The organism is Maritimibacter sp. HL-12 (assembly GCF_900177545.1).
GTDB lineage: Bacteria > Pseudomonadota > Alphaproteobacteria > Rhodobacterales > Rhodobacteraceae > Sinisalibacter.
In genome coordinates this window covers 1030606-1052504 of the sequence record NZ_FXBQ01000001.1, presented here as the reverse complement: position 1 = coordinate 1052504, position 21899 = coordinate 1030606, and the positions used below count along the sequence as shown (strand labels likewise).

Annotated in this window: 21 protein-coding genes and 1 riboswitch; of the genes, 16 read left to right on the top strand and 5 right to left on the bottom strand. The window is 67.7% G+C overall.

Annotated elements, in window-relative coordinates; genetic code table 11:
- The first annotated feature begins 116 nt into the window (after nt 1-116).
- The 9 genes from mnmH to B9Y97_RS05260 all read left to right on the top strand — a co-directional run bounded on the left by mnmH (nt 117) and on the right by B9Y97_RS05260 (nt 8883).
- A complete protein-coding gene (gene mnmH / locus B9Y97_RS05300; protein WP_085525766.1) occupies nt 117-1163 on the top strand; it encodes a tRNA 2-selenouridine(34) synthase MnmH in 1047 nt (348 codons plus the stop codon).
- 83 nt (nt 1164-1246) lie between these two features.
- Nucleotides 1247-2161: a lipid A-modifier LpxR family protein gene (locus B9Y97_RS05295; protein WP_085525765.1), complete on the top strand. Its 915-nt coding sequence runs from the start codon at nt 1247-1249 to the stop codon at nt 2159-2161.
- A 36-nt stretch (nt 2162-2197) separates the two neighbouring features.
- Nucleotides 2198-3136 (top strand): lipid A-modifier LpxR family protein, encoded by a 939-nt coding sequence (locus B9Y97_RS05290; RefSeq protein ID WP_139828232.1) that lies wholly within the window; start codon nt 2198-2200, stop codon nt 3134-3136.
- A gap of 108 nt (nt 3137-3244) precedes the next feature.
- Nucleotides 3245-4312, top strand: a complete 1068-nt coding sequence (locus B9Y97_RS05285; RefSeq protein WP_085525763.1) for a Hint domain-containing protein — start codon at nt 3245-3247, stop codon at nt 4310-4312.
- Between the two features lie 255 nt (nt 4313-4567).
- The gene (gene rpsD / locus B9Y97_RS05280) at nt 4568-5188 is read left to right on the top strand and encodes a 30S ribosomal protein S4 (protein ID WP_085528115.1); all 621 of its coding nucleotides are present in this window, start codon (nt 4568-4570) and stop codon (nt 5186-5188) included.
- A 189-nt stretch (nt 5189-5377) separates the two neighbouring features.
- Nucleotides 5378-5773: a rhodanese-like domain-containing protein gene (locus B9Y97_RS05275; RefSeq protein WP_085525762.1), complete on the top strand. Its 396-nt coding sequence runs from the start codon at nt 5378-5380 to the stop codon at nt 5771-5773.
- 122 nt (nt 5774-5895) lie between these two features.
- Nucleotides 5896-7005 (top strand): histidinol-phosphate transaminase, encoded by a 1110-nt coding sequence (hisC, locus tag B9Y97_RS05270; protein WP_085525761.1) that lies wholly within the window; start codon nt 5896-5898, stop codon nt 7003-7005.
- On the top strand, nt 6998-7927 hold the full coding sequence (locus tag B9Y97_RS05265) for a prephenate/arogenate dehydrogenase family protein (RefSeq protein WP_085525760.1): 930 nt from the start codon (nt 6998-7000) through the stop codon (nt 7925-7927). The genes hisC and B9Y97_RS05265 overlap by 8 nt, the downstream gene beginning before the upstream one ends.
- The gene (locus B9Y97_RS05260) at nt 7924-8883 is read left to right on the top strand and encodes an extensin-like domain-containing protein (protein ID WP_085525759.1); all 960 of its coding nucleotides are present in this window, start codon (nt 7924-7926) and stop codon (nt 8881-8883) included. The genes B9Y97_RS05265 and B9Y97_RS05260 overlap by 4 nt, the downstream gene beginning before the upstream one ends.
- Before the next feature lie 22 nt (nt 8884-8905).
- Here the strand turns inward: B9Y97_RS05260 and B9Y97_RS05255 are convergent, their stop codons facing one another.
- Both B9Y97_RS05255 and B9Y97_RS05250 read right to left on the bottom strand, forming a co-directional pair.
- Complete coding sequence (locus B9Y97_RS05255) at nt 8906-9301, bottom strand: hypothetical protein (RefSeq protein ID WP_085525758.1); 396 nt, start codon at nt 9299-9301, stop codon at nt 8906-8908.
- Nucleotides 9298-10341 carry an alkane 1-monooxygenase gene (locus tag B9Y97_RS05250; protein ID WP_085525757.1) on the bottom strand — a complete coding sequence of 348 codons (1044 nt, stop codon included), beginning with the start codon at nt 10339-10341 and terminating at the stop codon, nt 9298-9300. Before B9Y97_RS05250 ends, B9Y97_RS05255 begins: the two co-directional genes overlap by 4 nt.
- A 122-nt stretch (nt 10342-10463) precedes the next feature.
- Between B9Y97_RS05250 and B9Y97_RS05245 the strand changes: the two genes are divergently transcribed.
- From B9Y97_RS05245 to B9Y97_RS05230, 4 genes are all read left to right on the top strand, one after another.
- The gene (locus B9Y97_RS05245) at nt 10464-11099 is read left to right on the top strand and encodes a lysoplasmalogenase family protein (RefSeq protein WP_085525756.1); all 636 of its coding nucleotides are present in this window, start codon (nt 10464-10466) and stop codon (nt 11097-11099) included.
- A 55-nt stretch (nt 11100-11154) separates the two neighbouring features.
- The gene (gene ftsY, locus B9Y97_RS05240; protein WP_085525755.1) at nt 11155-12639 is read left to right on the top strand and encodes a signal recognition particle-docking protein FtsY; all 1485 of its coding nucleotides are present in this window, start codon (nt 11155-11157) and stop codon (nt 12637-12639) included.
- Between the two features lie 93 nt (nt 12640-12732).
- The gene (locus B9Y97_RS05235; RefSeq protein ID WP_085525754.1) at nt 12733-13269 is read left to right on the top strand and encodes a hypothetical protein; all 537 of its coding nucleotides are present in this window, start codon (nt 12733-12735) and stop codon (nt 13267-13269) included.
- 94 nt (nt 13270-13363) lie between these two features.
- Nucleotides 13364-13972 (top strand): inner membrane-spanning protein YciB, encoded by a 609-nt coding sequence (locus tag B9Y97_RS05230; RefSeq protein WP_085525753.1) that lies wholly within the window; start codon nt 13364-13366, stop codon nt 13970-13972.
- Between the two features lie 21 nt (nt 13973-13993).
- Here the strand turns inward: B9Y97_RS05230 and B9Y97_RS05225 are convergent, their stop codons facing one another.
- Together B9Y97_RS05225 and B9Y97_RS05220 are read right to left on the bottom strand one after the other, a co-directional pair.
- Nucleotides 13994-15847: an SLC13 family permease gene (locus B9Y97_RS05225; RefSeq protein ID WP_085525752.1), complete on the bottom strand. Its 1854-nt coding sequence runs from the start codon at nt 15845-15847 to the stop codon at nt 13994-13996.
- Between the two features lie 176 nt (nt 15848-16023).
- The gene (locus B9Y97_RS05220) at nt 16024-16722 is read right to left on the bottom strand and encodes a glutathione S-transferase N-terminal domain-containing protein (protein ID WP_085525751.1); all 699 of its coding nucleotides are present in this window, start codon (nt 16720-16722) and stop codon (nt 16024-16026) included.
- Between the two features lie 65 nt (nt 16723-16787).
- Nucleotides 16788-16866, top strand: a riboswitch (SAM riboswitch).
- Between the two features lie 52 nt (nt 16867-16918).
- On the opposite strand from B9Y97_RS05220, the gene B9Y97_RS05215 reads away from it, so the two are divergent.
- From B9Y97_RS05215 to B9Y97_RS05205, 3 genes are all read left to right on the top strand, one after another.
- Complete coding sequence (locus B9Y97_RS05215) at nt 16919-18094, top strand: aminotransferase class I/II-fold pyridoxal phosphate-dependent enzyme (RefSeq protein ID WP_085525750.1); 1176 nt, start codon at nt 16919-16921, stop codon at nt 18092-18094.
- An 82-nt stretch (nt 18095-18176) separates the two neighbouring features.
- Nucleotides 18177-19280: a GTP cyclohydrolase FolE2 gene (gene folE2, locus B9Y97_RS05210; RefSeq protein ID WP_085525749.1), complete on the top strand. Its 1104-nt coding sequence runs from the start codon at nt 18177-18179 to the stop codon at nt 19278-19280.
- 23 nt (nt 19281-19303) lie between these two features.
- On the top strand, nt 19304-20266 hold the full coding sequence (locus B9Y97_RS05205) for an NAD(P)-dependent alcohol dehydrogenase (RefSeq protein WP_085525748.1): 963 nt from the start codon (nt 19304-19306) through the stop codon (nt 20264-20266).
- Between the two features lie 11 nt (nt 20267-20277).
- On the opposite strand, the gene B9Y97_RS05200 is transcribed toward B9Y97_RS05205, so the two are convergent.
- Nucleotides 20278-21876 carry an FMN-binding glutamate synthase family protein gene (locus B9Y97_RS05200; RefSeq protein WP_085528114.1) on the bottom strand — a complete coding sequence of 533 codons (1599 nt, stop codon included), beginning with the start codon at nt 21874-21876 and terminating at the stop codon, nt 20278-20280.
- Nucleotides 21877-21899: the final 23 nt, after the last annotated feature.

Below are 21899 nucleotides of genomic sequence, written 5' to 3'. Positions count from 1 at the left end.
GGGGAACTCCTTTCGCCACCTCATAGCCGAACCCCGCGGCCTGGGGAAGCGGCTCTGGCGAAGCCGGGCGCAACGCGCTAGGACATGCCTCACCCCAACAGCGCAGGCCCTGGTTCATGCCCGTTACCCTCTCCGCGCTGAGCGATCTCGCCAGCCTCCCGTTCGATGATATCATCGACGTGCGCTCGCCGGCCGAATACGCCGAAGACCATGTGCCGGGGGCGCTCAGCCTGCCGGTGCTGTCGGACGAGGAGCGCGCGCGGGTGGGCACGATCTATGTGCAGGATGCGCCGTTTCGTGCCCGCAAGATCGGCGCGGCGCTGGTGGCGCGCAACGCGGCGGTGCATCTTGAGGGCCCGCTCGCCGACAAGACCGGCGGCTGGCGGCCGTTGCTCTATTGCTGGCGCGGCGGCCAGCGGTCGGGCTCGTTTGCCTCGATCCTGCGCGAGATCGGCTGGCGGGTCGATACGATCAAGGGCGGCTACAAGGCCTATCGTGCCCTCGTGGTGCGCGCGCTCTACGAAACCCCTCTGCCGCTGCGGCTGGTGGTGATCGACGGCGGCACGGGGACGGCCAAGACCCGGCTCCTGCACGCGCTCGCCGGGCAGGGCGCGCAGGTGATCGACCTCGAGGGGCTCGCCGCGCACCGGGGATCGGTGTTCGGGAGCGTCGCCGGGGGACAACCGGCGCAGAAGGGGTTCGAGAGCGCGCTGGCGCGTCAGGTCGTCGGCTTTGATCCCGCGCAGCCGGTTTTCGTGGAGGCGGAAAGCTCGCGGATCGGCGCGCTGCGGCTGCCGCCCTCGCTCTGGACCGCGATGATCGCGGCACCGCGGGTCGATATCCGCGCGCCGCTCGATGCGCGGGCGGGGCATCTCGTCGATGAGTACGACGACATGGTGCGCGATCCCGGCAAGCTGGATGCGGTGCTCTCGAAGTTGGTGCGGTTCCATGGCCACAAGCGTGTGGACGACTGGCGCGCGCTGGCCGGGGCGGGCGCGTTCCGCGCGCTTTGCACGGCGCTGATCCTGGAGCATTACGATCCGCGCTATGCCCGGATCTCGCGTCCCGATGCGCCGCGGCTGGCGGCGCTCGACCTTCCCGACCTGTCGGATGAGACCTTGCAGGCGGCGGCGCACAGGCTTCTTGCCGAGGTGGTGCGCTGACCGGGATCCGAAATCGCGGCTGGTGCGAATCGATCATTTAAGGCTAAAAGTAGCGAGGTGGGGGCCTCGGACTTGGATTTTTCATGCGCGCGGCCCTTTTTGCCCTCCTTTCGTCGATCCTTCTGACATGCCTTCCGGCGAGCGCGCAGGAGCGCGCCACGCTTGGCGTCGGGCGGCTGTTTACCAACGATCAGATCGGGGACGGGCAGGACCGCTGGCGCACGGGGTCTTATGCGCTGAGCTGGATGCGTGGCACCGAAGGCACCACCGGTTTGCCGGCAAACCCCGGCGAGGTAATCGAATACCGCTTTGCCCACCGCATCCTCGCTCCCGCCGATCTGACCACGCCGGCACCTGGCGACCGGCGCTATGCCGGGAGTGCCTCGATTGGTGCCTTCACCCATTTTTCGCGCGATGGGGTCGATTTCTCGCTGGGCGGAGAACTCGTGGCGGTTGGGCCGATGACCGGTTCGGATGCCTTCCAGGACGCGGTTCATGGCGCGTTCGGCCTGCCCGGCCCTTCCGCGGCGGTGCGCGCGGCGCAGATCCCCAACGCGGTCTACCCGACGCTCTCGCTTGAGGCCTCGCGACCGATGGTGCTTGGCGGCGGGCTCGTTTTGCGGCCCTTCGTGCAGGCGCGTGCGGGCGATGAAACCTATGCCCGCGCCGGGATCGACCTGATGTTCGGTGAGAATTTCAGCCGCGGGATCACGGTGCGCGACGAGACCACGGGTTTCTTGTACCAGACCCTCGAAGACGCGCCGGGCAAGGGGCTTTCCTTCATTGCCGGATACGACGCCGCGAAGGTGTTTTCCTCCGCGTGGCTGCCCGAACCGGCCTATGGCCTGACGCCGCTGCGCCACCGGCTGCGGGCCGGGGCGCATTGGCAGGGCGAGCGGATTGGCGTATTCTACGGGGTGGCCTGGCTTGGCCCCGAGTTCACCGCGCAACCCACCGACCAGGTGGTGGGGGCGGTGCAGTTGCAGATGAGGTTCTGAGCCGGGGTGGCCGCCGGCGGTCTTGAGAGCGAATGGATGCGCCGACTTTTCCACCTTGTTGCAGGGCTCGTGGCTGCTTTGGCGCTGGCCGCGCCGGCGATGTCGGAAACGCCGGGCGGCCGGGGGTATCTCGGGTGGTCGTACCTGATCAACAACGACTGGCTCGGCGATGGAGATGACCGCTGGCAGAGCGGCGGGTCGAGCAATTCCTTCCTGTTCGGTCCTGCCGGGCTGACCGAGGCACCCGAGGATTGGGGCCGCCTCATCGAGGTGCGGTCGCGTTTCCAGGTGATCTCGCCCGACAACTTCACCGCGCCCGCCGCGTGGGACAGGCGCGCGGCCGGGGTGATCACCACCACGCTCAACACCCATGTGCAGCGGCGGGGCTTTGAGCTGTCGGCGGGCGCGGGGCTTGCGTTTACCGGGCCGCGGACCGGGTTGATCCGGTTTCAGAACCGGCTTCACGAACTGACGCCCGCGAACGACCCGATGGTGCCACCATTCGTGGCGGCGGCGCAGATCGGGGATGCGGTGTATCCAACCCTGCAGGGCGAAGCGGCGCGACGGTTTCGGCTTTCCGACCATGCGGTTCTGCGGCCTTTCGTCGAAGTGCAGGCCGGGGTCGAGAGCCTTGCCCGGATCGGCGCCGATCTGTTCATCGGACCGGCGTTCGACGGCGGGCTTCTGCTGCGCGACGGGACCTCGGGCTTTGCCTATCGCGGGCTTGACGCCGGGGGACAACCGGGGGTGTCGCTGGTGATCGGGGCGGATACCGCGCGGGTATTTTCCTCCGCGCTGCTGCCTGCCGCCGATGGCTATCGGCTGACACCGCTGCGCCACCGCGCGCGGGCGGGGGTGATGTTCGAGGGTGATCGGCTGTCGGTGTTCTATGGCGGTGCCTGGCTCGGCCGCGAATTCGCGGCACAGCCGCGCGGGCAGGTATCAGGCGTCTTGCAGGTCAATTTCCGGTTCTGAAAGCCCGGAATGTGGCGGGGTGCCACGGCCCACAACAATCTCTTAACAAGCCGATTCGCCCGTGCTACCCTTGCCGCAATAAAAAAAGAAATGGGCAGGCATACAGGCATGATAACGGGCTTTCGTGGCACGTTCGTCATCTCTTGGACACAGACCGAGGTGGATGGGCTTTCGCGCCCCCCGCGCGGCGCGCTTGGTATCGGCGCGAGCTGGCGTTGGCATGGTGAGGCGGTCCGGATCGACGGGCCGGGCGAACTTCTGAGCCTCGGGCTGGCCGAAGGAGAGGCGGAATTCCGGGCGCGCGCCGCGCGCCGGGTCAACAAACTCGTCGGATTGGCAAAGGTCGGGCGCGGCGGCGGATCGTCCGTCGCGGTGGATCCCGCGCCGCCGCACGCCCGCGGATTCGATGTGACCGACGGCTTCGGGCTTTACAGCGTGACGCTGATCGAGGTCGGCGGTGGCACCGGGCCCCTGCTGGTGTTCAACGACCAGATGCCGCCCGCAGACACCGACCTGTGGGTGGTGCGCACGGCGCTGGAGAGTGCCGAGATCAACCGGGTAACAGACCAGCCGACCGGCGTGATCTGTTTCACCCCGGGCACCCGCATCCGCACCGGGCGGGGCGCGGTCCTGGTGGAAGACATCGCCGAGGGCGACCGGGTGCAGACCAAGGACAACGGCTTGCAGGAGGTGCTCTGGAAGGGCGAAAAGCGGATCAGCGGCGCGCGGCTCTACGCGATGCCCGAGCTTCGGCCGATCCGCCTGCGCGCGGGCGCGCTCGGGGTGGACCGGCCGGAAGACGACCTGATCGTGTCGCCGTCGCACCGGATGCTGGTGAAGGGGGCGAAGGCGCGGGCGCTGTTCAATTCCGACGAAGTGCTGGTGCGGGCGCGCGATCTGGTCGATGACCGCTTCGTGCTGCGCGATCTTACGCTGCCCGCCGTCACCTACGTTCACCTGCTGCTGCCGCGGCACGAGGTGGTTTTCGCCAACGGGCTGGAGACCGAGAGCTTTCACCCCGCCGGCGAGGCGCTCGACAGTGTCGAGGCCCGGAGCCGCGCGCGGCTGATCGACATCATGCCCGGCCTCGATCGCGACCCGCTGTCTTACGGCGATCACGCCCGCCGCGTGCTGAGCCGCGCCGAGGCCGCGATCATGGCGGCGCGGCTGGCCTGAAACCGCGGCGATTGGCGTTGACTCCCGGCGCAACCGGACTATAAGCGCGGCTTCATTGGTGTTGGTGGACCCCGCGAGGGGATTCCTGTCATGGGTGCAAGCCCAAGAGGACAACGCCCTTCATAGCGGTTCCATGACCGGTTTGAAGCCAGAGCCCGCCCGGAGGGTCGTGTCGCGCCTGCGTCCGCAACCCGAAAAGTGGGAACCGGTTTTCGGATCGAGTTGCGGAGCCAAACCAGCGAAGGAGATCAGACGGTGACCAAACGCACCTCTGCCAAGTACAAGATCGACCGCCGGATGGGCGAAAATATCTGGGGCCGCCCGAAATCCCCCGTCAACCGCCGCGAATACGGCCCCGGTCAGCACGGCCAGCGCCGCAAGGCCAAGCTGTCGGACTTCGGCCTCCAGCTGCGCGCCAAGCAGAAGCTCAAGGGCTACTACGGCGACCTCACCGAGAAGCAGTTCCGCCGGATCTTCGCCGAAGCCGAGCGGGTGCGTGGCGATACCGGTGAAAACCTGATCGGCCTGCTCGAACGCCGCCTCGACGCCGTGGTTTACCGCGCCAAGTTCGTGCCCACCGTCTTTGCCGCCCGCCAGTTCGTCAACCACGGCCATGTCCTGGTGAACGGCCAGCGCGTCAACATCCCGTCCTACCGGGTGAAGGAAGGCGACGTTGTGGAAGTGCGTGAGAAATCCAAGCAGATGGCGCTGGTTCTCGAAGCCGTCGGACTCGCCGAGCGTGACGTGCCCGATTACATCGAGGCCGACCACTCGAAGATGACCGCCACCTTCGTGCGCACCCCGGGCCTCTCGGATGTGCCCTACGCGGTGCAGATGGAACCGAACCTGGTGATCGAATACTACGCGCAGAACTGAGTTTCCTGCGCAGGGGCTTTTCGAAAGGCCGCCCTCCGGGGCGGCCTTTTTCGGTTCCGGGACCGGGTTGGCAGGCCAATTCACATTCAATTTATGGAATTAGACTTTTCGCGGCGTGTTCCGTCGCCTAGATAAGGCGAGAAACATCCCGGCGGGCGTCGCGCGCCGTGCGTGAACAGGAGAGAGACCATGCAGACCGAAACGATCAACGGAAAAGTGTTGGAAACCTGGACCCCGGCCGAGGTGCGTGAGGGGTTGGAGAAGGGTGAGATCGTGCTGATCGACGTGCGCACCCCGGCAGAATACATGTTCGAAAGCATCGAGGACGCGCTGCTCGCGCCGCTCAGCCATTTCCGCTCCAAGGCGCTGCCGGCAGAGCTTGGCAAGCATGTCGTGCTCTACTGCGGTTCGGGCATTCGCTCGCGCAAGGCTTCCGAGCAATGCCTCGCCAGCAAATTCGAGAAGATCGCCCACCTCGAAGGCGGGTTTGCCAACTGGAAGGCCTCCGGTGCCCCCTACCTCGGCACCAACATGGGCACAGGGGCCCCCGAGCGCATGGCGCAAACGCCGGTTGCCGCAACCTGAACCTCTGGCCATTCTGCAACAGTTGAAAACCCCGCCCGGTGCGGGGTTTTTTGTTGAGCGCGTTGGCCCTAGCCCTTTTTCGCCTTCCCGGCTAAGACGAACGCAACCAGACGGGGACGATCATGACCAAGCTGCCAACGCCGCAACCCGGCATCATGGACATCGAGCTGTACGTCGGCGGCGCTTCGACCGTCGAGGGCGTGGCCAATGTCATCAAGCTGTCGTCGAACGAGAATCCATGGGGGCCGTCGCCGAAGGCCGCGGAAGCCTTCGCGCGGGCGGTGCACGATCTGCACCGCTACCCCAACACCGACCACGCTGCCTTGCGCGCCGCGATCGGCGAGGTGCACGGGCTCGATCCCGACCAGATCATCTGCGGGGTGGGATCGGACGAGATCATCACCTTCCTGTGCCAGGCCTACGCGGGCCCGGGTGACGAGGTGATCCACACCGAGCACGGGTTCTCGATGTACCGGATCTCGGCGCTGGCCGCCGGGGCGATGCCGGTGGAGGTGCCGGAACGCGACAGGGTGGTGGATGTCGACGCGATCCTTGCGGCGGTGACGCCGGCGACCCGGCTCGTCTTCATTGCCAACCCGGCCAACCCGACCGGCACCATGGTCGGCAAGAAAGAGCTTGTGCGGCTGGCCACGGCTTTGCCGGGCGAGGTGGTTCTGGTACTCGATGGGGCCTATGCCGAGTTCGTCGAGGAGTTCGACGGCGGGGCGTCGCTGGTGAACAGGTTCCCCAACGTGGTGATGACGCGGACATTCTCCAAGATCTACGGGCTCGGCGGCCTGCGGATCGGCTGGGGCTATGCCAGCCGCGAGATCATCGAGGTGCTGAACCGGCTGCGCGGGCCGTTCAACCTGTCGACCGCGCAACTTGCGGCGGCCGAGGCGGCGGTGCGCGACCGGGACCACGTTGCCCGGTGCCATGCCGAGAACGCCCGGCTACGGGTCTGGCTCGGCAATGCGCTGGCCGAACATGGCGTGCGTTGCGATGCATCGAGCGCAAATTTCGTGCTGGCGCGCTTTGGGTCGCGCGAGGAAGCCGAGGCCTGCGATGCCTACCTGCGCGGTGAAGGCGTGATCGTGCGCCGGGTGGCCGGGTACAAGCTGCCCGAAGCCTTGCGCATCACCGTGGGCGACGAAGCCTCCTGCCGCCGGGTGGCGCACCTGATCGGGCTGTTCAGGAACGCCGGCGTCACCGGAGCGCAGGGCGATGACTGAGCGCGCGCCGATCTATGACCGCGTCGCGCTGATCGGGCTTGGCCTGATCGCCGGGTCGATGGCACATGCGATGCGCCGGGGCGGGCTTGCGGGCGAGATCGTCGGCACCGCGCGCTCGGCCGAAACCCGCGACATCGCCCGCGAGATCGGGCTGGTCGACCGGGTGGTGGACAGCGCCGCCGAGGCGGTGCAGCGGGCCGATCTCGTGGTTCTCGCCGTGCCGGTGGGGGCGATGGAGGCGGTGGCCGAGGAAATCGCCCCGCATCTCGCGCCGGGCGCCACCGTGACCGACGTTGGCTCGGTCAAGCGCGCGGTGATCGACGCGGTGGCACCGCATATCCCCGAGGGCGTGCATTTCGTGCCGGCCCACCCGCTCGCAGGCACCGAGCATTCCGGCCCGCGCTCGGGCTTCGCCTCGCTGTTCGACAACCGCTGGTGCCTGATCGTGCCCGCCGAGGGTGCCGACCGCGCGGCGGTGGACCGGCTCAAGGCGCTCTGGCAGTTCATGGGCAGCCATACCGACGAGATGGACCCCGACCACCACGACCTGGTGCTGGCGGTGACCAGCCATGCGCCGCACCTCATCGCCTATACCATGGTGGGCGTGGCCGACCATCTGCGCCGGGTGACGGACTCGGAGGTGATCAAGTATTCCGCCGCCGGTTTTCGCGATTTCACCCGGATCGCGGCCTCCGACCCGACGATGTGGCGCGACGTGTTCCTGACCAACAAGGAGGCCACGCTCGACATCCTGGGCCGCTTCACCGAGGAGCTTTTCGTGCTGCAACGCGCGATCCGGATGGGCGACGGCGACATGCTGCACGAGTATTTTACCCGCACCCGGGCGATCCGGCGCGGCATCATCGAGGCGGGTCAGGATACCGACGCGCCGGATTTCGGCCGCAGCGGAGGGCCGCGATGAGGCATTGGGCGCTGGTTCTCGGACTTCTCGCAGCGGCTGCGCCCTTCGCGGCGCTCGCCGAGGCCCCCGAGACTGCCCCGCGCCCCTTGCCGCGCCCCGCTGTCTTCGGTGTGCAGGAGGTGCTGGCGGCCACGCCCGCCGCGCCGCACCGCTCGCCCCGTCCGCAACCCAGACCGGGCCGGGGCCCGGCCACGCCGCTGGCGGTGGCCACCGAAGCGGCGGTTGTCGCCGCGACCGCGGCCCCGCGCGACCCGGTGGCGGCCTTGCTCCAGACCCTCACCGGCACCCGCCCGGCCTCTGCGGCCGGCGCTGCCGCGCCGTTGGCCGGTGCAAGCGCGCTGGCGGTGGCGCGGTCCACCCGGCCCGCGCCGCGGCCGAAAAACTTCGTCCGGCTGGCCGCTGCGGCAGTGACCGCGCCGCGCGCGGTCTCGCGCAAGGGCTCGGTCTGCGGGGTGCCCGAGATCAAGGGCGAGGCGCTCGCGCCGATCGACGGCTGGGGGGCGTGCGGCATCGAGGCGCCGGTGCAGGTAACCTCCGTGTCGGGGGTGGCGCTGCGCCAGTCTCCGCGGATCGACTGCAAGACCGCGGTTGCGCTCAACGACTGGGTGCGCAAGGGCGTGATCCCGTCGGTCGGCAAGACCGGCGGCGGCGTTGCCCGGATCAACGTGGTGGCGCATTATGCCTGCCGGGGCCGCAACAACCAGAAGGGTGCGCGGCTGTCGGAGCATTCCTTTGGCCGGGCGGTCGACGTGTCTGGCGTGACGCTGAAGGACGGCAGCACCCTGACCGTGCTCGATCACTGGCGCAGCCCGAAATTCGGCAAGATCATCAAGGCGATGCATGCTTCGGCCTGCGGCCCCTTCGGTACCGTGCTCGGGCCGAACGCCGACCGTTTTCACCAGGACCACCTGCACGTCGATACCGCGCGCTACCGTTCGGGCAGCTATTGTCGGTGACGGGGCGGGCGGCGTGGCCCTGTCAGGCCCCGACCTCCGGCCCGAGACACATCAGCGGTTCCGGCGATTCCCCGGTCTCGTAGAGCGCCTGCGCCTCGTCGCCGTTGAGATAGGCGGCGAGACCGTCGGGAGTCTCGTAGAAGGTCCAGCACATCGGGGTCGGATCGTCGTCGTAGACGAAGCAGATGAAGGGCGCGCTTTCATACCATTCTCCGGTGATGCAGCGGCCGTCGAGGAACGACCAGCGCACCCGGCGGTTGGGCAGGTAGTCTTCGCCGCCATAAACCTCACCATCGGTGCCGTAGAGCAGGGTCTTGCCGCTGGTATAGGCCTCGAACTCGGCCCCGGTCATGGCGTCCTGCGCGATGGCCGGCAGGGCAGCGAGACCGAGGGCGAGGGCGAAGGCGGCGCGGATCATGCCGTGGCCCCTTGCGATTTTTGCCACTTCGCGAGCGCCCGCCCCATCACCCGCCGCCACGGGCCGGGAAACAGCGCCAGCGCTGCCATGGCGGGGAGCGATGAAGGCAGGATCGGCGCTTCGCGCGCGGCGTGCAGCCGCAGTTGCGGATAGGGCCGGGCGGGGTGGGCGTGGTGGTCGGAGTGGCGCGGGGCGTTCAGCATCAGGTGCGCGGTGAACCAGTGGCGCGCGTTCCAGCTATGGGCCGGGCCGATCGGTTCGAGCTTGCCGTCGGGGCCGCGGGCGCGGCTCAACCCGTAATGCTGCACGTAGTCGGACAGCAGAAGCTGGATCTGGGCATAGGCGGCGAGCGCGAGATGGGCACCGACCCCGGCGAGGCCGAAGGCGAGGTAGCTCAGCGCGAGCAGCGCCAGCGCGCCGCCGACATAGACCGGGTAGGGCGTCCAGCCGCCGCGCCCGCGCCGGGCGAGGTCGGCGCGCTCCTGCCGGTAGCCCTCGACGAAGCTGCCGATCCATGCGCGGGGGGCGAAGTGGTAGAAGCTTTCGCCCGGCCGGGCGGTGTTGGGGTCGGCCTCGGAGGCGGCGAAACGGTGGTGCACCTTGTTGTGGGCCGAGGTGTGATGCCCGAACAGGAGGCTGATGTAGACCCATTTTCCGAGGGTGTAGAGCAGCCGGTTGCCGCGGTGGATGAGTTCATGCGCGTTCGAGTTCGAGACCTGCCCGAAGAACAGCGCGGCGGCGACGTAGAGCCCGATCCACTGCGCGAGGCTGAGATCGCCAGTCGCCAGCGCGCCGATCACCAGCGCGAGCAGGGCCAAATGGGCGAGTGCCAGCGTGGCCGAGAGCGCGTCGGCCGCCGGGAGCCTGCCGCCCGGGTCTGCGGGCGGGTCGATCCGGGCGATCAGTTGATCCATCGCGAAGGCGAACAGGGTCATGTAGGCCAGCGCCAGCCAGATCCAGACCCCGCCAAGCCATGCCGCGAGCGCGATCAGCCCGACGGGCGCGAGCGAGGCGACGGCGAAGGCGCGGACCGGGTGCATGGGAACCTCCGATGTGACGGGGCGAGTCTACCCGGCCCGCGCCCCGGCACAAGGGGAAGCGGCGTCGCGTCGGCTTGACCGGCGGCGACGCGCGGAGGATCCTTTGCCCGGAAGGGGACGGCATGACATCACACCTTGCGTTCTGGGCGGGCCTTGCGCTGGCGCTGGCCTACCTGCCCTGGGCCGCCACGCCTGCCACCTGGCCGCGGTCGGCGCTGAAAACCGTGCCGCTGCTGGCCTTGGCGCTGGCAGCCGGGGGCGTGGGCGCGCCGCCGCTGCTGGTGGCTGCGCTCCTGTTCTCGGCGGCGGGGGATTTCGCGCTGTCGCGCCCGGGGCGGGCGGCGTTTCTCTACGGCCTTGCGGCTTTCGCGCTGGCGCATCTGGTCTATGTTCTGGTCTTCAGCGAGCTTTCGCAGCGCCCGCCCTCGGAGGCTTTCGCGCTGAGCCCGCTGGTGGCCAGTGCACTGGTGGCGTTCGGTCTCTCGGCGGAGCTCTGGCTCGTGCCCCATGTTGGCCGCCTCGCATGGCCGGTGCGGATCTATGTTGCGCTGATCGTCGCCATGGGGCTCGCCGCGCTCACCCTGCCGCTCGGGGTGCTTGCGCTCGGCGCGGGCTTGTTCATCGCCTCTGACACGTTGCTCGCGCTGCGGATGTTCCGGATGGATGCGCAGGATTCGCGTCGGCGCGCCGCAAGCTGGGCGGTGTGGGGGCTCTATATTGCCGGTCAGGCGCTGATCGCGGTGGCCGCGGCGGGCTGAACCTCTTCCCTTGGCGCGTGTTCCCCATTAGGTGAAAGGCAAGATCGGAGGCCCCATGTCGTTTTTCAAGAAGCTGAAGGACAAGCTCACCCGCTCCTCGTCGAAACTGGAGGAGGGGCTGGAGGCGATTGTCGAGGAAGGCGGCGTGGCCGAGGAAGAGGAGAGCGAGGCAAGGCCCGAGCCCGCGCCCGATCCGGATGCAGTGGAGACCGCGCCCGTCGAGGCGGTGCCCGAACCGGCCCCCGCACCGGAACCCCGGCCCGAACCTGCGCCAACGCCAGCGCCGGAACCTGCGCCGGCACCGGAACCCGAGCCGGTGCCGCAGCCCGAGCCGATCCCCTTCCCGAAGCCCGAACCGCGGCCGGAGCCGGAACCGTTGCCGATGCCGGAACCCGAGGAGCCCGAGGAAGAACCCGAACCCGAGGAAGAGCCGGCACCCGGCCCGGTGCCTGAAGAACCCGAGGAACGGCCCGAACCCGGGCCGGAGGAAGTGCCCGACCGATCGCCTGCGGAAATTCCGCCGGAAACACCCGAAATCCCCGACGCGCCGCCGTCAGAAGCGCCGCAACCTCTCGACCCGACGCCCGCCGCGCCGCCGCCCGAACTGGGCGAGGTGATGCCGGCCAGCATCGGCGCGCCGGATGTCGAGTTTGCGCAGAAACCGGGTTTCTTCGGGCGGCTTCTGGGCCGCAAGGAAAAGCGCGTGGTGGTGCGCCGGGTGCTGGACGACGACATGCTCGAAAGCCTCGAAGAGCTGATGATCGCCTCCGACATGGGGGTGGATACGGCGGTGCGGGTGACGGCGAACCTTGCCGAGGGGCGGCTCGGCCGGAAGCTCTCGGTTGACGAGATCAAGGCGCTGATGGCGGCCGAGATCGCCCGGATCATGGAGCCGGTCGCCCGGCCGATGCCGCTCTATGCGAAAAAGCCGCAGGTGGTGCTGGTGGTGGGGGTGAACGGCTCGGGCAAGACCACCACGATCGGCAAGCTCGCAAGCCAGTTCAAGGCCGCGGGCAAGAGCGTGGTGATCGCGGCGGGCGATACCTTCCGCGCCGCCGCCGTCGAGCAGCTCCAGGTCTGGGGGGAGCGCGCCGGGGTGCCGGTGCTGACCGCGCCGGAAGGCTCCGACCCGGCCTCGCTCGCCTTCGACGCGATGGCGAAGGCCGAGGCGGAGGGGGCGGACCTGTTGATGATCGACACCGCCGGGCGGTTGCAGAACCGGGCCGACCTGATGGAGGAACTGGCCAAGATCGTCCGGGTGATCCGAAAACGCGATCCGGGCGCGCCGCACAATACCCTGCTGGTGCTCGATGCCACCACCGGGCAGAATGCGCTGTCACAGGTCGAGACCTTCCAGCGCCTCGCCGAGGTGTCGGGGCTGGTGATGACCAAGCTCGACGGCACCGCCAAGGGCGGCGTGCTGGTGGCGCTGGCCGACAAGTTCGGCCTTCCGATCCATGCCATCGGCGTCGGCGAGCAGATCGATGATCTGGCCCCCTTCGACCCGGAAGATTTTGCCCGCGCCCTGACCGGGGCGTGAGAGGGCCGTATGCACGCTGTTAACCGGAGCGTGGCAGGATCGAAGCAATAAACGGACGCGCGGGCGGTACGCCCGGCGAAGGCATTGGAGCAGATGATCGAGGCAGGCGGCGATACCCGGCTCTTGCTCAGGGGCACACGCACAGCGATGTCCTTCGTCGCGGAGGCGCGCAGGCTTGCGATCTCGTATCCCTACCCTCAGGCGGGGCAGGCGGGCTATTCGTCGATGGCCGACGTGCTCGCCCGCGCGGTGCTGTTTGCCGACTGGGAAGTGGTGGGCGCGGGCGCGCTGGTGCGCGCGGGGTCGGTGACCCGGATCGTCGAGATCGGGCTGTTGCCCGCCTACCGCTCCGACGAATTCCTGCGCCGGATCACCTGGCGGCTGATCGCCGATGCGAGCCACGAGTTGACCGAAACCGGCGTGATCGAGGACGGCTACGGGGCGCCGATGGAGATTGCCGGTTTCGTTGCCCGCCGCCGTGCGAACCGGGTCGAGGACAAGCAGATGCGGCCCTGGCCGATCGGGCGGATCACGATCCCGCCGCCGCCGGGAAAACGCCGCGCCCCGAGCGCGAAACCGGGGCGCGAGCCGGAGGGGATCCCGCGGCTGCCGAAAGGTCGGGTCATGTGACGGATGAAAGCGGTGCGCCGGGACGGGGCGATGCGCTCCCGGCTTTGATCTTGCGCGCGGCCATGATAGGAAAAGCCGAAATTCAGGGGGTTCGATGACGGACAAGGCGCTCAAACCAGCAGTTAAGATCGGGCTCGAATACGGGCCGATCATCGCGTTCTTCATCGGCTACATGCTGCTCAGGGATCGCGTCTTCACCGTTGGCGGCACCGAGTATTCCGGTTTCGTCGCGGTCACCGCCATGTTCATACCGCTGCTCGCCGTGGCGACCTTTTTGCAATGGCGGCTCTCCGGGCACCTTTCGAAGATGCAGATCGCCACGCTGGTGATCGTGATTGCCTTCGGCGGGCTGTCGGTGTGGCTGAACGACGAGCGATTCTTCAAGATGAAGCCGACGATCATCTACCTGCTGTTTGCCGGAATCCTTGGCTTCGGGCTGCTGCGCGGGCAATCCTACCTGCAAACGGTGATGGATCAGGCGATGCCGCTCACGCGCGAGGGCTGGATGATCCTGACCCGCCGTCTCGCGGCCTTCTTCTTTGCGCTGGCGCTGGCCAACGAGGCGGTCTGGCGCACGATGTCGACCGACGCCTGGGTGAGCTTCAAGACATTCGGCCTGCCGATCGCGATCTTCGCGTTCTTCATGCTGCAATCGGGTGTGTTTTCCCGTCACGGCACCGACGAGGAACACAAGGACGTATAGGGCGCGTCCGGGGCCGCGTCGTCACATCGGCCAGACGATCAGCAGCAACGGCACGCTGACGGCGACGACCAGCACTTCGAGCGGTGCGCCAAGTTTCCAGTAATCGCCGAACCGAAAGCCGCCGGGGCCGAGAATCAGGGTGTTGTTCTGATGCCCGATCGGCGTGAGGAAGGCGCAGGAGGCCCCGATCGCCACCGCCATCAGGAAGCTGTCGGGGTTGGCACCGAGTGCGGCGGCGGTGCCGAGGGCGATCGGGCACAGGACGGCGGCGGTGGCGGCGTTGTTCATCACGTCCGACAGGAACATGCTGGTGACCAACACCACGACCAGCGCCGCAACCGGGTGGCCCTGGGCGATGGTGTCGACAAGGAACCGCGCAAGCAGGTCGGCCGCGCCGCTGCTCTGCATCGCGCCCGCAACCGGGAACAGCGCCCCGAGGAGCACGATCACCGGCCAGTCAATCGCGGTGTAGACCTGCCTTGGCGGCACCGTGCGCAGGAGCATCGAAGCCAGCATCCCGAGCGTGAATGCCGCCGCTGCCGGAAGCAACCCGAAGGCAACGATCGCGATCGACGATATCAGGATCGTGCCGGCGATGATTGCCATGCGCTTGTCGGGGATGCGCAATTCGCGTTCGCCCAGTGGCACGCACCCGGTATCGTTGATGAATTCGGCCATCACCTCCGCCGGTCCCTGCATCAGCAACAGGTCGCCCGACTTCAGTTTCAGGGTGCGCAGCCGCGACCGCGGCGGATGCCCCGCGCGCGATACCGCCAACAGGTTGATCCCGTACCGGGTTCGCAGGCGCATTCCGTTCGCCGACCGGCCGACGATGGTCGACCCCGGGAGAACCGCCAGTTCGCGCAACACGATATCCTCGTCGCGCCTGGCGTCCTCGTCCTCGTCCTTTTCCTCATTCTTCTTCCCGGACTTGTCGTCCTTGGCAGCGGTCGTGTCCGCGGCCGTCTCGTTGTCCTTCGCAGGAGCTACCTGTTCCTCGAGCTTGATGTCGAAAACCGAAAGCGCCTCGGCAAGCGCATCGACATCGGCGTCGAGCACCAGCACGTCGTCGGGATGAATCCGGCGTCCGCCGTGCGGGGCATTTATGCGCACCTCGTTGCGCACAAGCCCCACGATCTGTGCGCCGCTGTCGTCGATCTCGCGCTCGAAGGCGCGCAAGGTGAGGCCGACGGCCTTGCTCTTCTCGGGCACGCGCGCCTCGGTCAGGTAGGTGCCGGTATCGAAACCGTTGCTCCCGGCGGATTTGCGCGCAGGCACCAGCAGCCAGCCGGTGGCGGCGATGAACAGCACCCCGAGACCCGCGACCGCGACGCCCACCGGCGCAAAGTCGAACATCGCGAAATGCCCCATCCCGGCTTCGTTGCGAAAGCCCGAGACGATCAGGTTGGGCGGGGTGCCGACCAACGTGGTCATGCCGCCGAGGATGGTGCCGAAGGCGAGCGGCATCAGCATCTGGCCCGGCGTCATGTCGAACCGTCCCGACAACTGCATCGCGATCGGCATCAGGAGCGCCATCGCGCCGACATTGTTCATGAAGCCCGATAGCGCCGCGCCGAGGCCGGTCAGGGCGATCATGCTCGTCACCCGGCCGGCGTCGCGCGGCAGGATGCTGCGCGCCAGCCAGTCCACCGCGCCGGTGTTCTGCAGCCCCCGGCTGAGCACCAGGACGCAAGCCACCGTGATCACCGCCGGGTGGCCGAAACCGGCAAAGGCCTCCGCGGCGGGCACCAGTCCGGTGACGATGCAGGCCGCCAAGGCGAGGAGCGCGACAACGTCGTGGCGAAACCGGCCCCAGAGAAACAGCCCCAAGGTGGCGGCCAGAACGGCGAATATCAGGATCTGTGGGAGGGTCATGCGCGCGATCCTTGTTCCGGGGCCAGTTCAGATGAACAGACCGGCGGGGCGAATTCAACAAGGGGTTTGGGCCACGCGGCCGTGACCATGTGGCCGGCGGCGCGCCGGCACCTTTGGTGTCGCGCTGCCCGCGATTGCCGCGGGCAGCGCGAACCGCGGCGGGTTGCCCCCGGCGCTCAGCGGCGGAACAGCACCTTCTGGGCGTCCTTGTCGTCGGCCAGGTTCTTGCGCTTTTCCGCGCCGACCGCGATGCCGCGCCGCACCGCGGGTCGGGCGGCCAGCGTATCGAGCCAGCGCGCGAGGTGGGGCTTGTCGTCGAGCGTCTGCTCCTGTCCTTCCCAGAGCGAGGCCCAGCCGTAGCAGGCGATATCGGCGATGGAATAGAAATCTCCGGCGAGGAATTCAGCGTCGGCCAGCCTGCGGTTCATCACGCCGTAGAGTCGGGCGACCTCGGCGCGGTAGCGGTCCTTGGCGTAGGGCAGGTCTTGCGGCGGGTCCATGCTCGGTGCGTACTTCAGGAAGTGATGGGCCTGGCCGGCCATCGGCCCGAGCCCGCCCATCTGCCACATCAGCCATTGTTCCACCGCCACCCGGTCGCGCTCGCCCTCGCCGTAGAACCTGCCGCTCTTGCGGGCGAGGTATTGCAGGATCGCGCCGCTCTCGAACACGCTGATCGGCGCGCCGCCGGGGCCGTCGGGATCGACGATCGCGGGCATCCGGTTGTTGGGGGAGATGTCGAGGAAGGCGGGTTCATACTGCGCACCCTTGCCGATGTCGACGTAGCGCACCTCGTAGGGCAGGCCGATTTCCTCCAGCGCGATGGTGATCTTCCAGCCGTTCGGTGTGGGCCAGTAGTAAAGCTCGATCGGTGTCATCTGTGGCTCCTGTTGCGTCGCCCGGCAGACTGCGACCGCTTGACGCAAGGCGCAAGTCACGTTACCGAGCGGCTCGTGGCGATTTGTGCACCGGATTGCGGGCCACGTTAAACATGCCGCTAAAAAGGTCAGGGACTGGAAGACTGACGGCCCCCGGCGCTCACGCGGTGGGGGCTTTTTTGTGCGGGAGGCGCGCATGGACGACTGGAAACCGCGAACACGGGCCGCGCATGGCGGCACCCGCCGGTCGCAATACGGCGAGGTGAGCGAGGCGATCTTCCTCACCCAGGGGTTCGTCTATGACAGCGCCGAGCAGGCCGAGGCGCGGTTTCTGGAAAGCGGGCCCGACGAGTTCATCTATGCCCGCTACGGCAACCCCACGGTGCGGATGTTCGAGGAGCGGCTGGCCGGGATCGAGGGCACTGAAGACGGTTTTGCCGCCGCCAGCGGCATGGCCGCGGTGAACGCGGTGCTGATGGCCGCGACAAGGCCGGGCGACCGGATCGTGGCGGCGCGGGCGCTGTTCGGCTCCTGCCTCTACATCCTCGAATGGCTGCGCGGTTTCGGCGTCGAGGTCGTGCTGGTCGATGGCACCAGCGCCGAGGACTGGCGCGCGGCGCTCACCGAGGGCACCAGCCTGGTGTTTCTCGAAACCATCGCCAACCCGACGCTCGAAGTGATCGACATCGCGCTGGTGGCGGAGCTGGCGCACGCCGTTGGTGCCCTGCTGGTCGTCGACAACACCTTCGCCACGCCGGTCGGCGCGAGTGCGGCGGCGGCGGGGGCGGACGTGGTGATCTATTCGTCCACCAAGCATATCGACGGCGGCGGGCGCGGGCTTGGCGGCGTTGTGCTCGGCAGCGAGGACTTCATCCGCGGCACCTATGAGCCCTACGCCAAGCATACCGGCGCGGCACTCAGCCCGTTCAATGCCTGGATGCATCTCAAGGGGCTTGAAACCCTCGACCTGAGGGTGCGGGCGATGGCGGAGAGTGCGTCGCGGATCGCTGACGCGCTGGCCGGGCACGGCGCCTTCGCGCGGATGATCTATCCGGGACGGGCCGATCATCCGCAGCATGCCGCCGTGGCGCGCCAGATGGACCATGGCGGCACCATGCTGGCGCTGGACCTTGCCGGCGGCAAGGCGGCGGCATTCCGCTTTCTGGACGCGCTTCACATCCCCGTGATCTCGAACAACCTCGGCGATGCGAAATCCATTGTCACCCACCCCGCGACAACCACCCACCAACGGCTCCCGGATGAGCAAAAACAACTGCTCGGGATCACTCCGGGACTGGTGCGCCTCTCGGTCGGGCTGGAAGACAGTGACGACCTCATCGCCGATATCGAAGCAGCACTTGCGGTGATCTGACTTGAATTCCTGACCGTAGCACTTGGTAATTGACGCCACGGTGGCCTATATTTGGTTTCCGACGGACCTGGGAGGCTGGGCAATGAACCACGTGACCCCTAAGTTGAGACCCGCGCCTGGCGCGGACGACGCAAGGCAGGCGCTCGAAACCCTGCGCGACTGGGCCCGTGGTGCCGAGCCCTCCGAGGTTGCGCGGCTCGATCCGGCGATCGCCCGGCTGCTGCCCGAGCGGGTGGTGTCGGACTACCCGGACCTCAACCGCAATTATCCGCACGATTTCGTGCCGGACGCGGCCTACAAGGCGGGGATGCCCGATCTTCAGAATGGCCCGGCCTCGCTGATTCAGGGCGAAAAGCAACTGATCCAGCACGTCGGGATTTCCAATTTCCGCCTGCCGATCCGCTATCACACCCGCGACAACGGCGATCTGACGCTGGAAACCTCCGTCACCGGCACGGTGAGCCTTGAGGCGGAGAAGAAGGGCATCAACATGAGCCGCATCATGCGCTCGTTCTATGCCCATGCCGAGAAAACCTTCAGCTTCGAGGTGATCGAGGCCGCGCTCGATGATTACAAGACCGATCTCGACAGCCTCGACGCCCGGATCGAAATGTCATTTTCCTTCCCGATGAAGATGCAGAGCCTGCGCTCGGGGCTGGAAGGCTACCAGTACTACCAGATTGCGCTCGAACTGGTCGAGCAGGACGGGGTGCGGCGCAAGTTCGTTCACCTCGACTATGTCTATTCCTCGACCTGCCCCTGCTCGCTGGAACTGGCCGAACATGCGCGCCAGGTGCGCGGTCAGCTTGCCACGCCGCACAGCCAGCGCTCGGTGGCGCGGATCTCGGTCGAGGTAAAATGCGAAAAGAGCTGCCTGTGGTTTGAAGACCTGATCGACATGGCGCGCGACGCGGTGCCGACCGAAACGCAGGTGATGGTGAAGCGCGAAGACGAGCAGGCCTTTGCCGAACTCAACGCGGCCAACCCGATCTTCGTGGAAGACGCCGCGCGGCTGTTTACCGAACAGCTCAAGCGCGACGAGCGGATCGGCGATTTCCGGGTGGTGGCCAGCCATCAGGAAAGCCTGCACAGCCATGACGCGGTGTCGATCCTGACCGAGGGCGAGACCTTCCGCAGCCAGTCGCTCGATCCGAAACTGTTTTCAACGCTGATCCACGCCGGCTAGGCTCGATCCGGGAGGGTCGTGCCATGAAAGCTGCCGTCTGCACCCGTTACGGGCCGCCGGAGGTGGTGGCGCTCTGCGACGTGCCGACGCCCGTGCCCGGTGCAGGCGAGGTGCTGGTGCAGGTGCGCGCGGCCACGGTAAGCCGAACCGATCGCGAGACCTTGCGCGGCCACCCGTGGTTCGCCCGGGCCGTTACCGGTCTGGTGCGGCCGAAGATACCGATCCTCGGGGTCGATTTCGCGGGTATCGTCACCGAAGTCGGGGACCGGGCCACCCGGTTTCGACCGGGCGACCGGGTGTTCGGCCTGTCGCCCGAGCGTTTCGGGTGCCATGCCGAATACCTGGCCATCGCCGAGAATGCGGCGGTCGCCGAAATCCCCGACGGCATCGCGTTTCACGAGGCGGTGGTGGGCGAGGGGGCATGGTATGCCCACAGCAACCTGGAGGCCTTCGGTCTGTCGGAGGGGCAATCGGTGCTGGCCTACGGGGCCTCGGGCGCGATCGGAACGGCGGCGGTGCAACTGGCCAAGGCGCGCGGTGCCACGGTGACGGCGGTGGTCGCGACCCGGCATCTGGACCTTGCGACGGCGCTGGGGGCCGACCGGGTGGTGGACTACACCGCGGAGGATTTCACCGCCCGTCCCGAGCGCTACGATCTCGTGTTCGACGCCGTCGGCAAGACCAGCTACCGCGCCTGCAAACCGCTGCTCAAACCGGGGGGCGCGTTCCATGCCACCGATCTGGGCCGCTGGTGGGAGAACGTGTTCCTGTCGCTCTGGTCGTCGGTGACCCGCTCGGGGCGCGTCGCCATCGGTATGCCGGTGCGGCCGGAAGCGGTGGTCGGGATGCTCGCGGAGCTTCTGGCCGACGGTCGGTTGCGCGCGGTGATCGACCGGCACCATCCGCTGGACGAGATCGTGGAAGCCTACCGCCACGTCGCAACCGAGCAGAAAACCGGCATTGTCGTGATCGACGTTGCCGGGTAGTGACCGAACGTTCACCGCACCGGCGCGAAACTGTCGGCGCGGGCCATGTCCCAGAACTTGGCGAAGGCGGGGTGGGGCACGTTGTGGTCGAGCAACTCGCCGGGACGGACCCAATCATACTGGCTTTGCGCCGAGCGCACCTCGCGGCTGTTGATCCGCATCATCAGGTGCTCAGGGGCGAGATCGGCGGGATGATTCAGCCCGCAGGCCTCGATGGTTTCCTTGAGCGTTGCCAGCGTGTTGGCGTGGAAATTCGTCACGCGTGTGGCCTTGTCGGGCACGTCGAGCGCCTTGTAGCGGCGGGGGTTCTGCGCGGTGACGCCGGTGGGGCAGTTTCCGGTGTGGCAGGTTTGGGCCTGGATGCAGCCGAGCGCGAACATGAATCCGCGCGCCATGTTGCAGGTATCGGCCCCGAGTGCGCAGGCGCGGGCGATATCGAAGGCCGAGATCAGCTTGCCCGCCACGACGATCCGGGTGGCCTCGCGCAAGCCCAGACCGACCAGCGTGTTGTGCACCAGCATCAGCCCCTCGCGCAGCGGCGCGCCAAGGTGATCGGCAAACTCCGCCGGGGCGGCGCCGGTGCCGCCCTCGGAGCCATCGACGGTGATGAAATCGGGCTGGATGCCGGTGTCGATCATCGCCTTGGCCATGGCGAACACTTCCCAGGGGTGACCGACGCAGAGTTTCAGCCCCACCGGCTTGTCGCCCGAAAGGTCGCGCAGACGGGCCACGAATTCGAGCATCTCGATCGGGGAGGTGAAGGCGCTGTGTTTGGTTGGGCTGATGCAATCCACGCCCAGCGGCACGCCGCGCGCCTCGGCGATGAGGTTGGTCACCTTCGCACCGGGCAGGATGCCGCCGTGACCGGGCTTGGCCCCCTGGCTGAGCTTGATCTCGATCATCTTCACCTGGTCGCCGGTGGCCTTTTCGGCGAAGGCTTCCGGATCGAACCTGCCGGCGGCATCGCGGCAGCCGAAATAGCCCGAGCCGATCTGCCAGACCAGATCGCCGCCGTGGGCGGCGTGAAAGCGCGAGATCGCGCCCTCGCCGGTGGTCTGGGCAAAGCCGCCGCGCGCCGCGCCGATGTTGAGCGCCTCCACCGCGTTGGGCGAGAGCGCACCGAAAGACATGCCCGAGATGTTGAGCACCGAGGCCGAATAGGGCCGTGCCCGCCCGGCCCCGAAGGTGACCCGAAAATCGGCGCTCTCGATGTGGCTGGGCAGCATCGAGTGGTTGATCCATTCGTGCCCCACCGCCTGCTGGTTCTTCAGCGTGCCGAAGGGGCGCAGGCCCTTGATGTTCTTCGCCCGGCGATAGACCAGCGCGCGCTGTTCGCGCGAGAACGGCACCTCGTCGTGGTCGCTTTCGAGGAAATACTGGCGGATCTCGGGCCGGATACTTTCGAGGAAGAAGCGCATCCGGGCGAGCACCGGGTAATTGCGCAGAACCGCGCGTTTGCGCTGGAGGATATCGTAGGTGCCGATGGCCGCGCCTGCCAGTCCAAGCGCGAGCACCGCGCCGCCCCAGAACGGCAGCGCGAAGCCCAGGGCCGCGCCGACCGGAACCGCGGCGAGGAAGCCCAGATAGGGCAGATAGCGAATATCGACCATGGCCGAACCTCCCTTGAGCATGC

Coding starts and splice junctions, on each gene's coding strand:
- mnmH (WP_085525766.1), top strand. CDS start 117: ATGCCCGTTACCCTCTCCGCGCTGAGCGATCTCGCCAGCCTCCCGTTC.
- B9Y97_RS05295 (WP_085525765.1), top strand. CDS start 1,247: ATGCGCGCGGCCCTTTTTGCCCTCCTTTCGTCGATCCTTCTGACATGC.
- B9Y97_RS05290 (WP_139828232.1), top strand. CDS start 2,198: ATGCGCCGACTTTTCCACCTTGTTGCAGGGCTCGTGGCTGCTTTGGCG.
- B9Y97_RS05285 (WP_085525763.1), top strand. CDS start 3,245: ATGATAACGGGCTTTCGTGGCACGTTCGTCATCTCTTGGACACAGACC.
- B9Y97_RS05275 (WP_085525762.1), top strand. CDS start 5,378: ATGCAGACCGAAACGATCAACGGAAAAGTGTTGGAAACCTGGACCCCG.
- hisC (WP_085525761.1), top strand. CDS start 5,896: ATGACCAAGCTGCCAACGCCGCAACCCGGCATCATGGACATCGAGCTG.
- B9Y97_RS05265 (WP_085525760.1), top strand. CDS start 6,998: ATGACTGAGCGCGCGCCGATCTATGACCGCGTCGCGCTGATCGGGCTT.
- B9Y97_RS05260 (WP_085525759.1), top strand. CDS start 7,924: ATGAGGCATTGGGCGCTGGTTCTCGGACTTCTCGCAGCGGCTGCGCCC.
- B9Y97_RS05255 (WP_085525758.1), bottom strand. CDS start 9,301: ATGATCCGCGCCGCCTTCGCCCTCGCCCTCGGTCTCGCTGCCCTGCCG.
- B9Y97_RS05250 (WP_085525757.1), bottom strand. CDS start 10,341: ATGCACCCGGTCCGCGCCTTCGCCGTCGCCTCGCTCGCGCCCGTCGGG.
- B9Y97_RS05245 (WP_085525756.1), top strand. CDS start 10,464: ATGACATCACACCTTGCGTTCTGGGCGGGCCTTGCGCTGGCGCTGGCC.
- ftsY (WP_085525755.1), top strand. CDS start 11,155: ATGTCGTTTTTCAAGAAGCTGAAGGACAAGCTCACCCGCTCCTCGTCG.
- B9Y97_RS05235 (WP_085525754.1), top strand. CDS start 12,733: ATGATCGAGGCAGGCGGCGATACCCGGCTCTTGCTCAGGGGCACACGC.
- B9Y97_RS05230 (WP_085525753.1), top strand. CDS start 13,364: ATGACGGACAAGGCGCTCAAACCAGCAGTTAAGATCGGGCTCGAATAC.
- B9Y97_RS05225 (WP_085525752.1), bottom strand. CDS start 15,847: ATGACCCTCCCACAGATCCTGATATTCGCCGTTCTGGCCGCCACCTTG.
- B9Y97_RS05220 (WP_085525751.1), bottom strand. CDS start 16,722: ATGACACCGATCGAGCTTTACTACTGGCCCACACCGAACGGCTGGAAG.
- B9Y97_RS05215 (WP_085525750.1), top strand. CDS start 16,919: ATGGACGACTGGAAACCGCGAACACGGGCCGCGCATGGCGGCACCCGC.
- folE2 (WP_085525749.1), top strand. CDS start 18,177: ATGAACCACGTGACCCCTAAGTTGAGACCCGCGCCTGGCGCGGACGAC.
- B9Y97_RS05205 (WP_085525748.1), top strand. CDS start 19,304: ATGAAAGCTGCCGTCTGCACCCGTTACGGGCCGCCGGAGGTGGTGGCG.
- B9Y97_RS05200 (WP_085528114.1), bottom strand. CDS start 21,876: ATGGTCGATATTCGCTATCTGCCCTATCTGGGCTTCCTCGCCGCGGTT.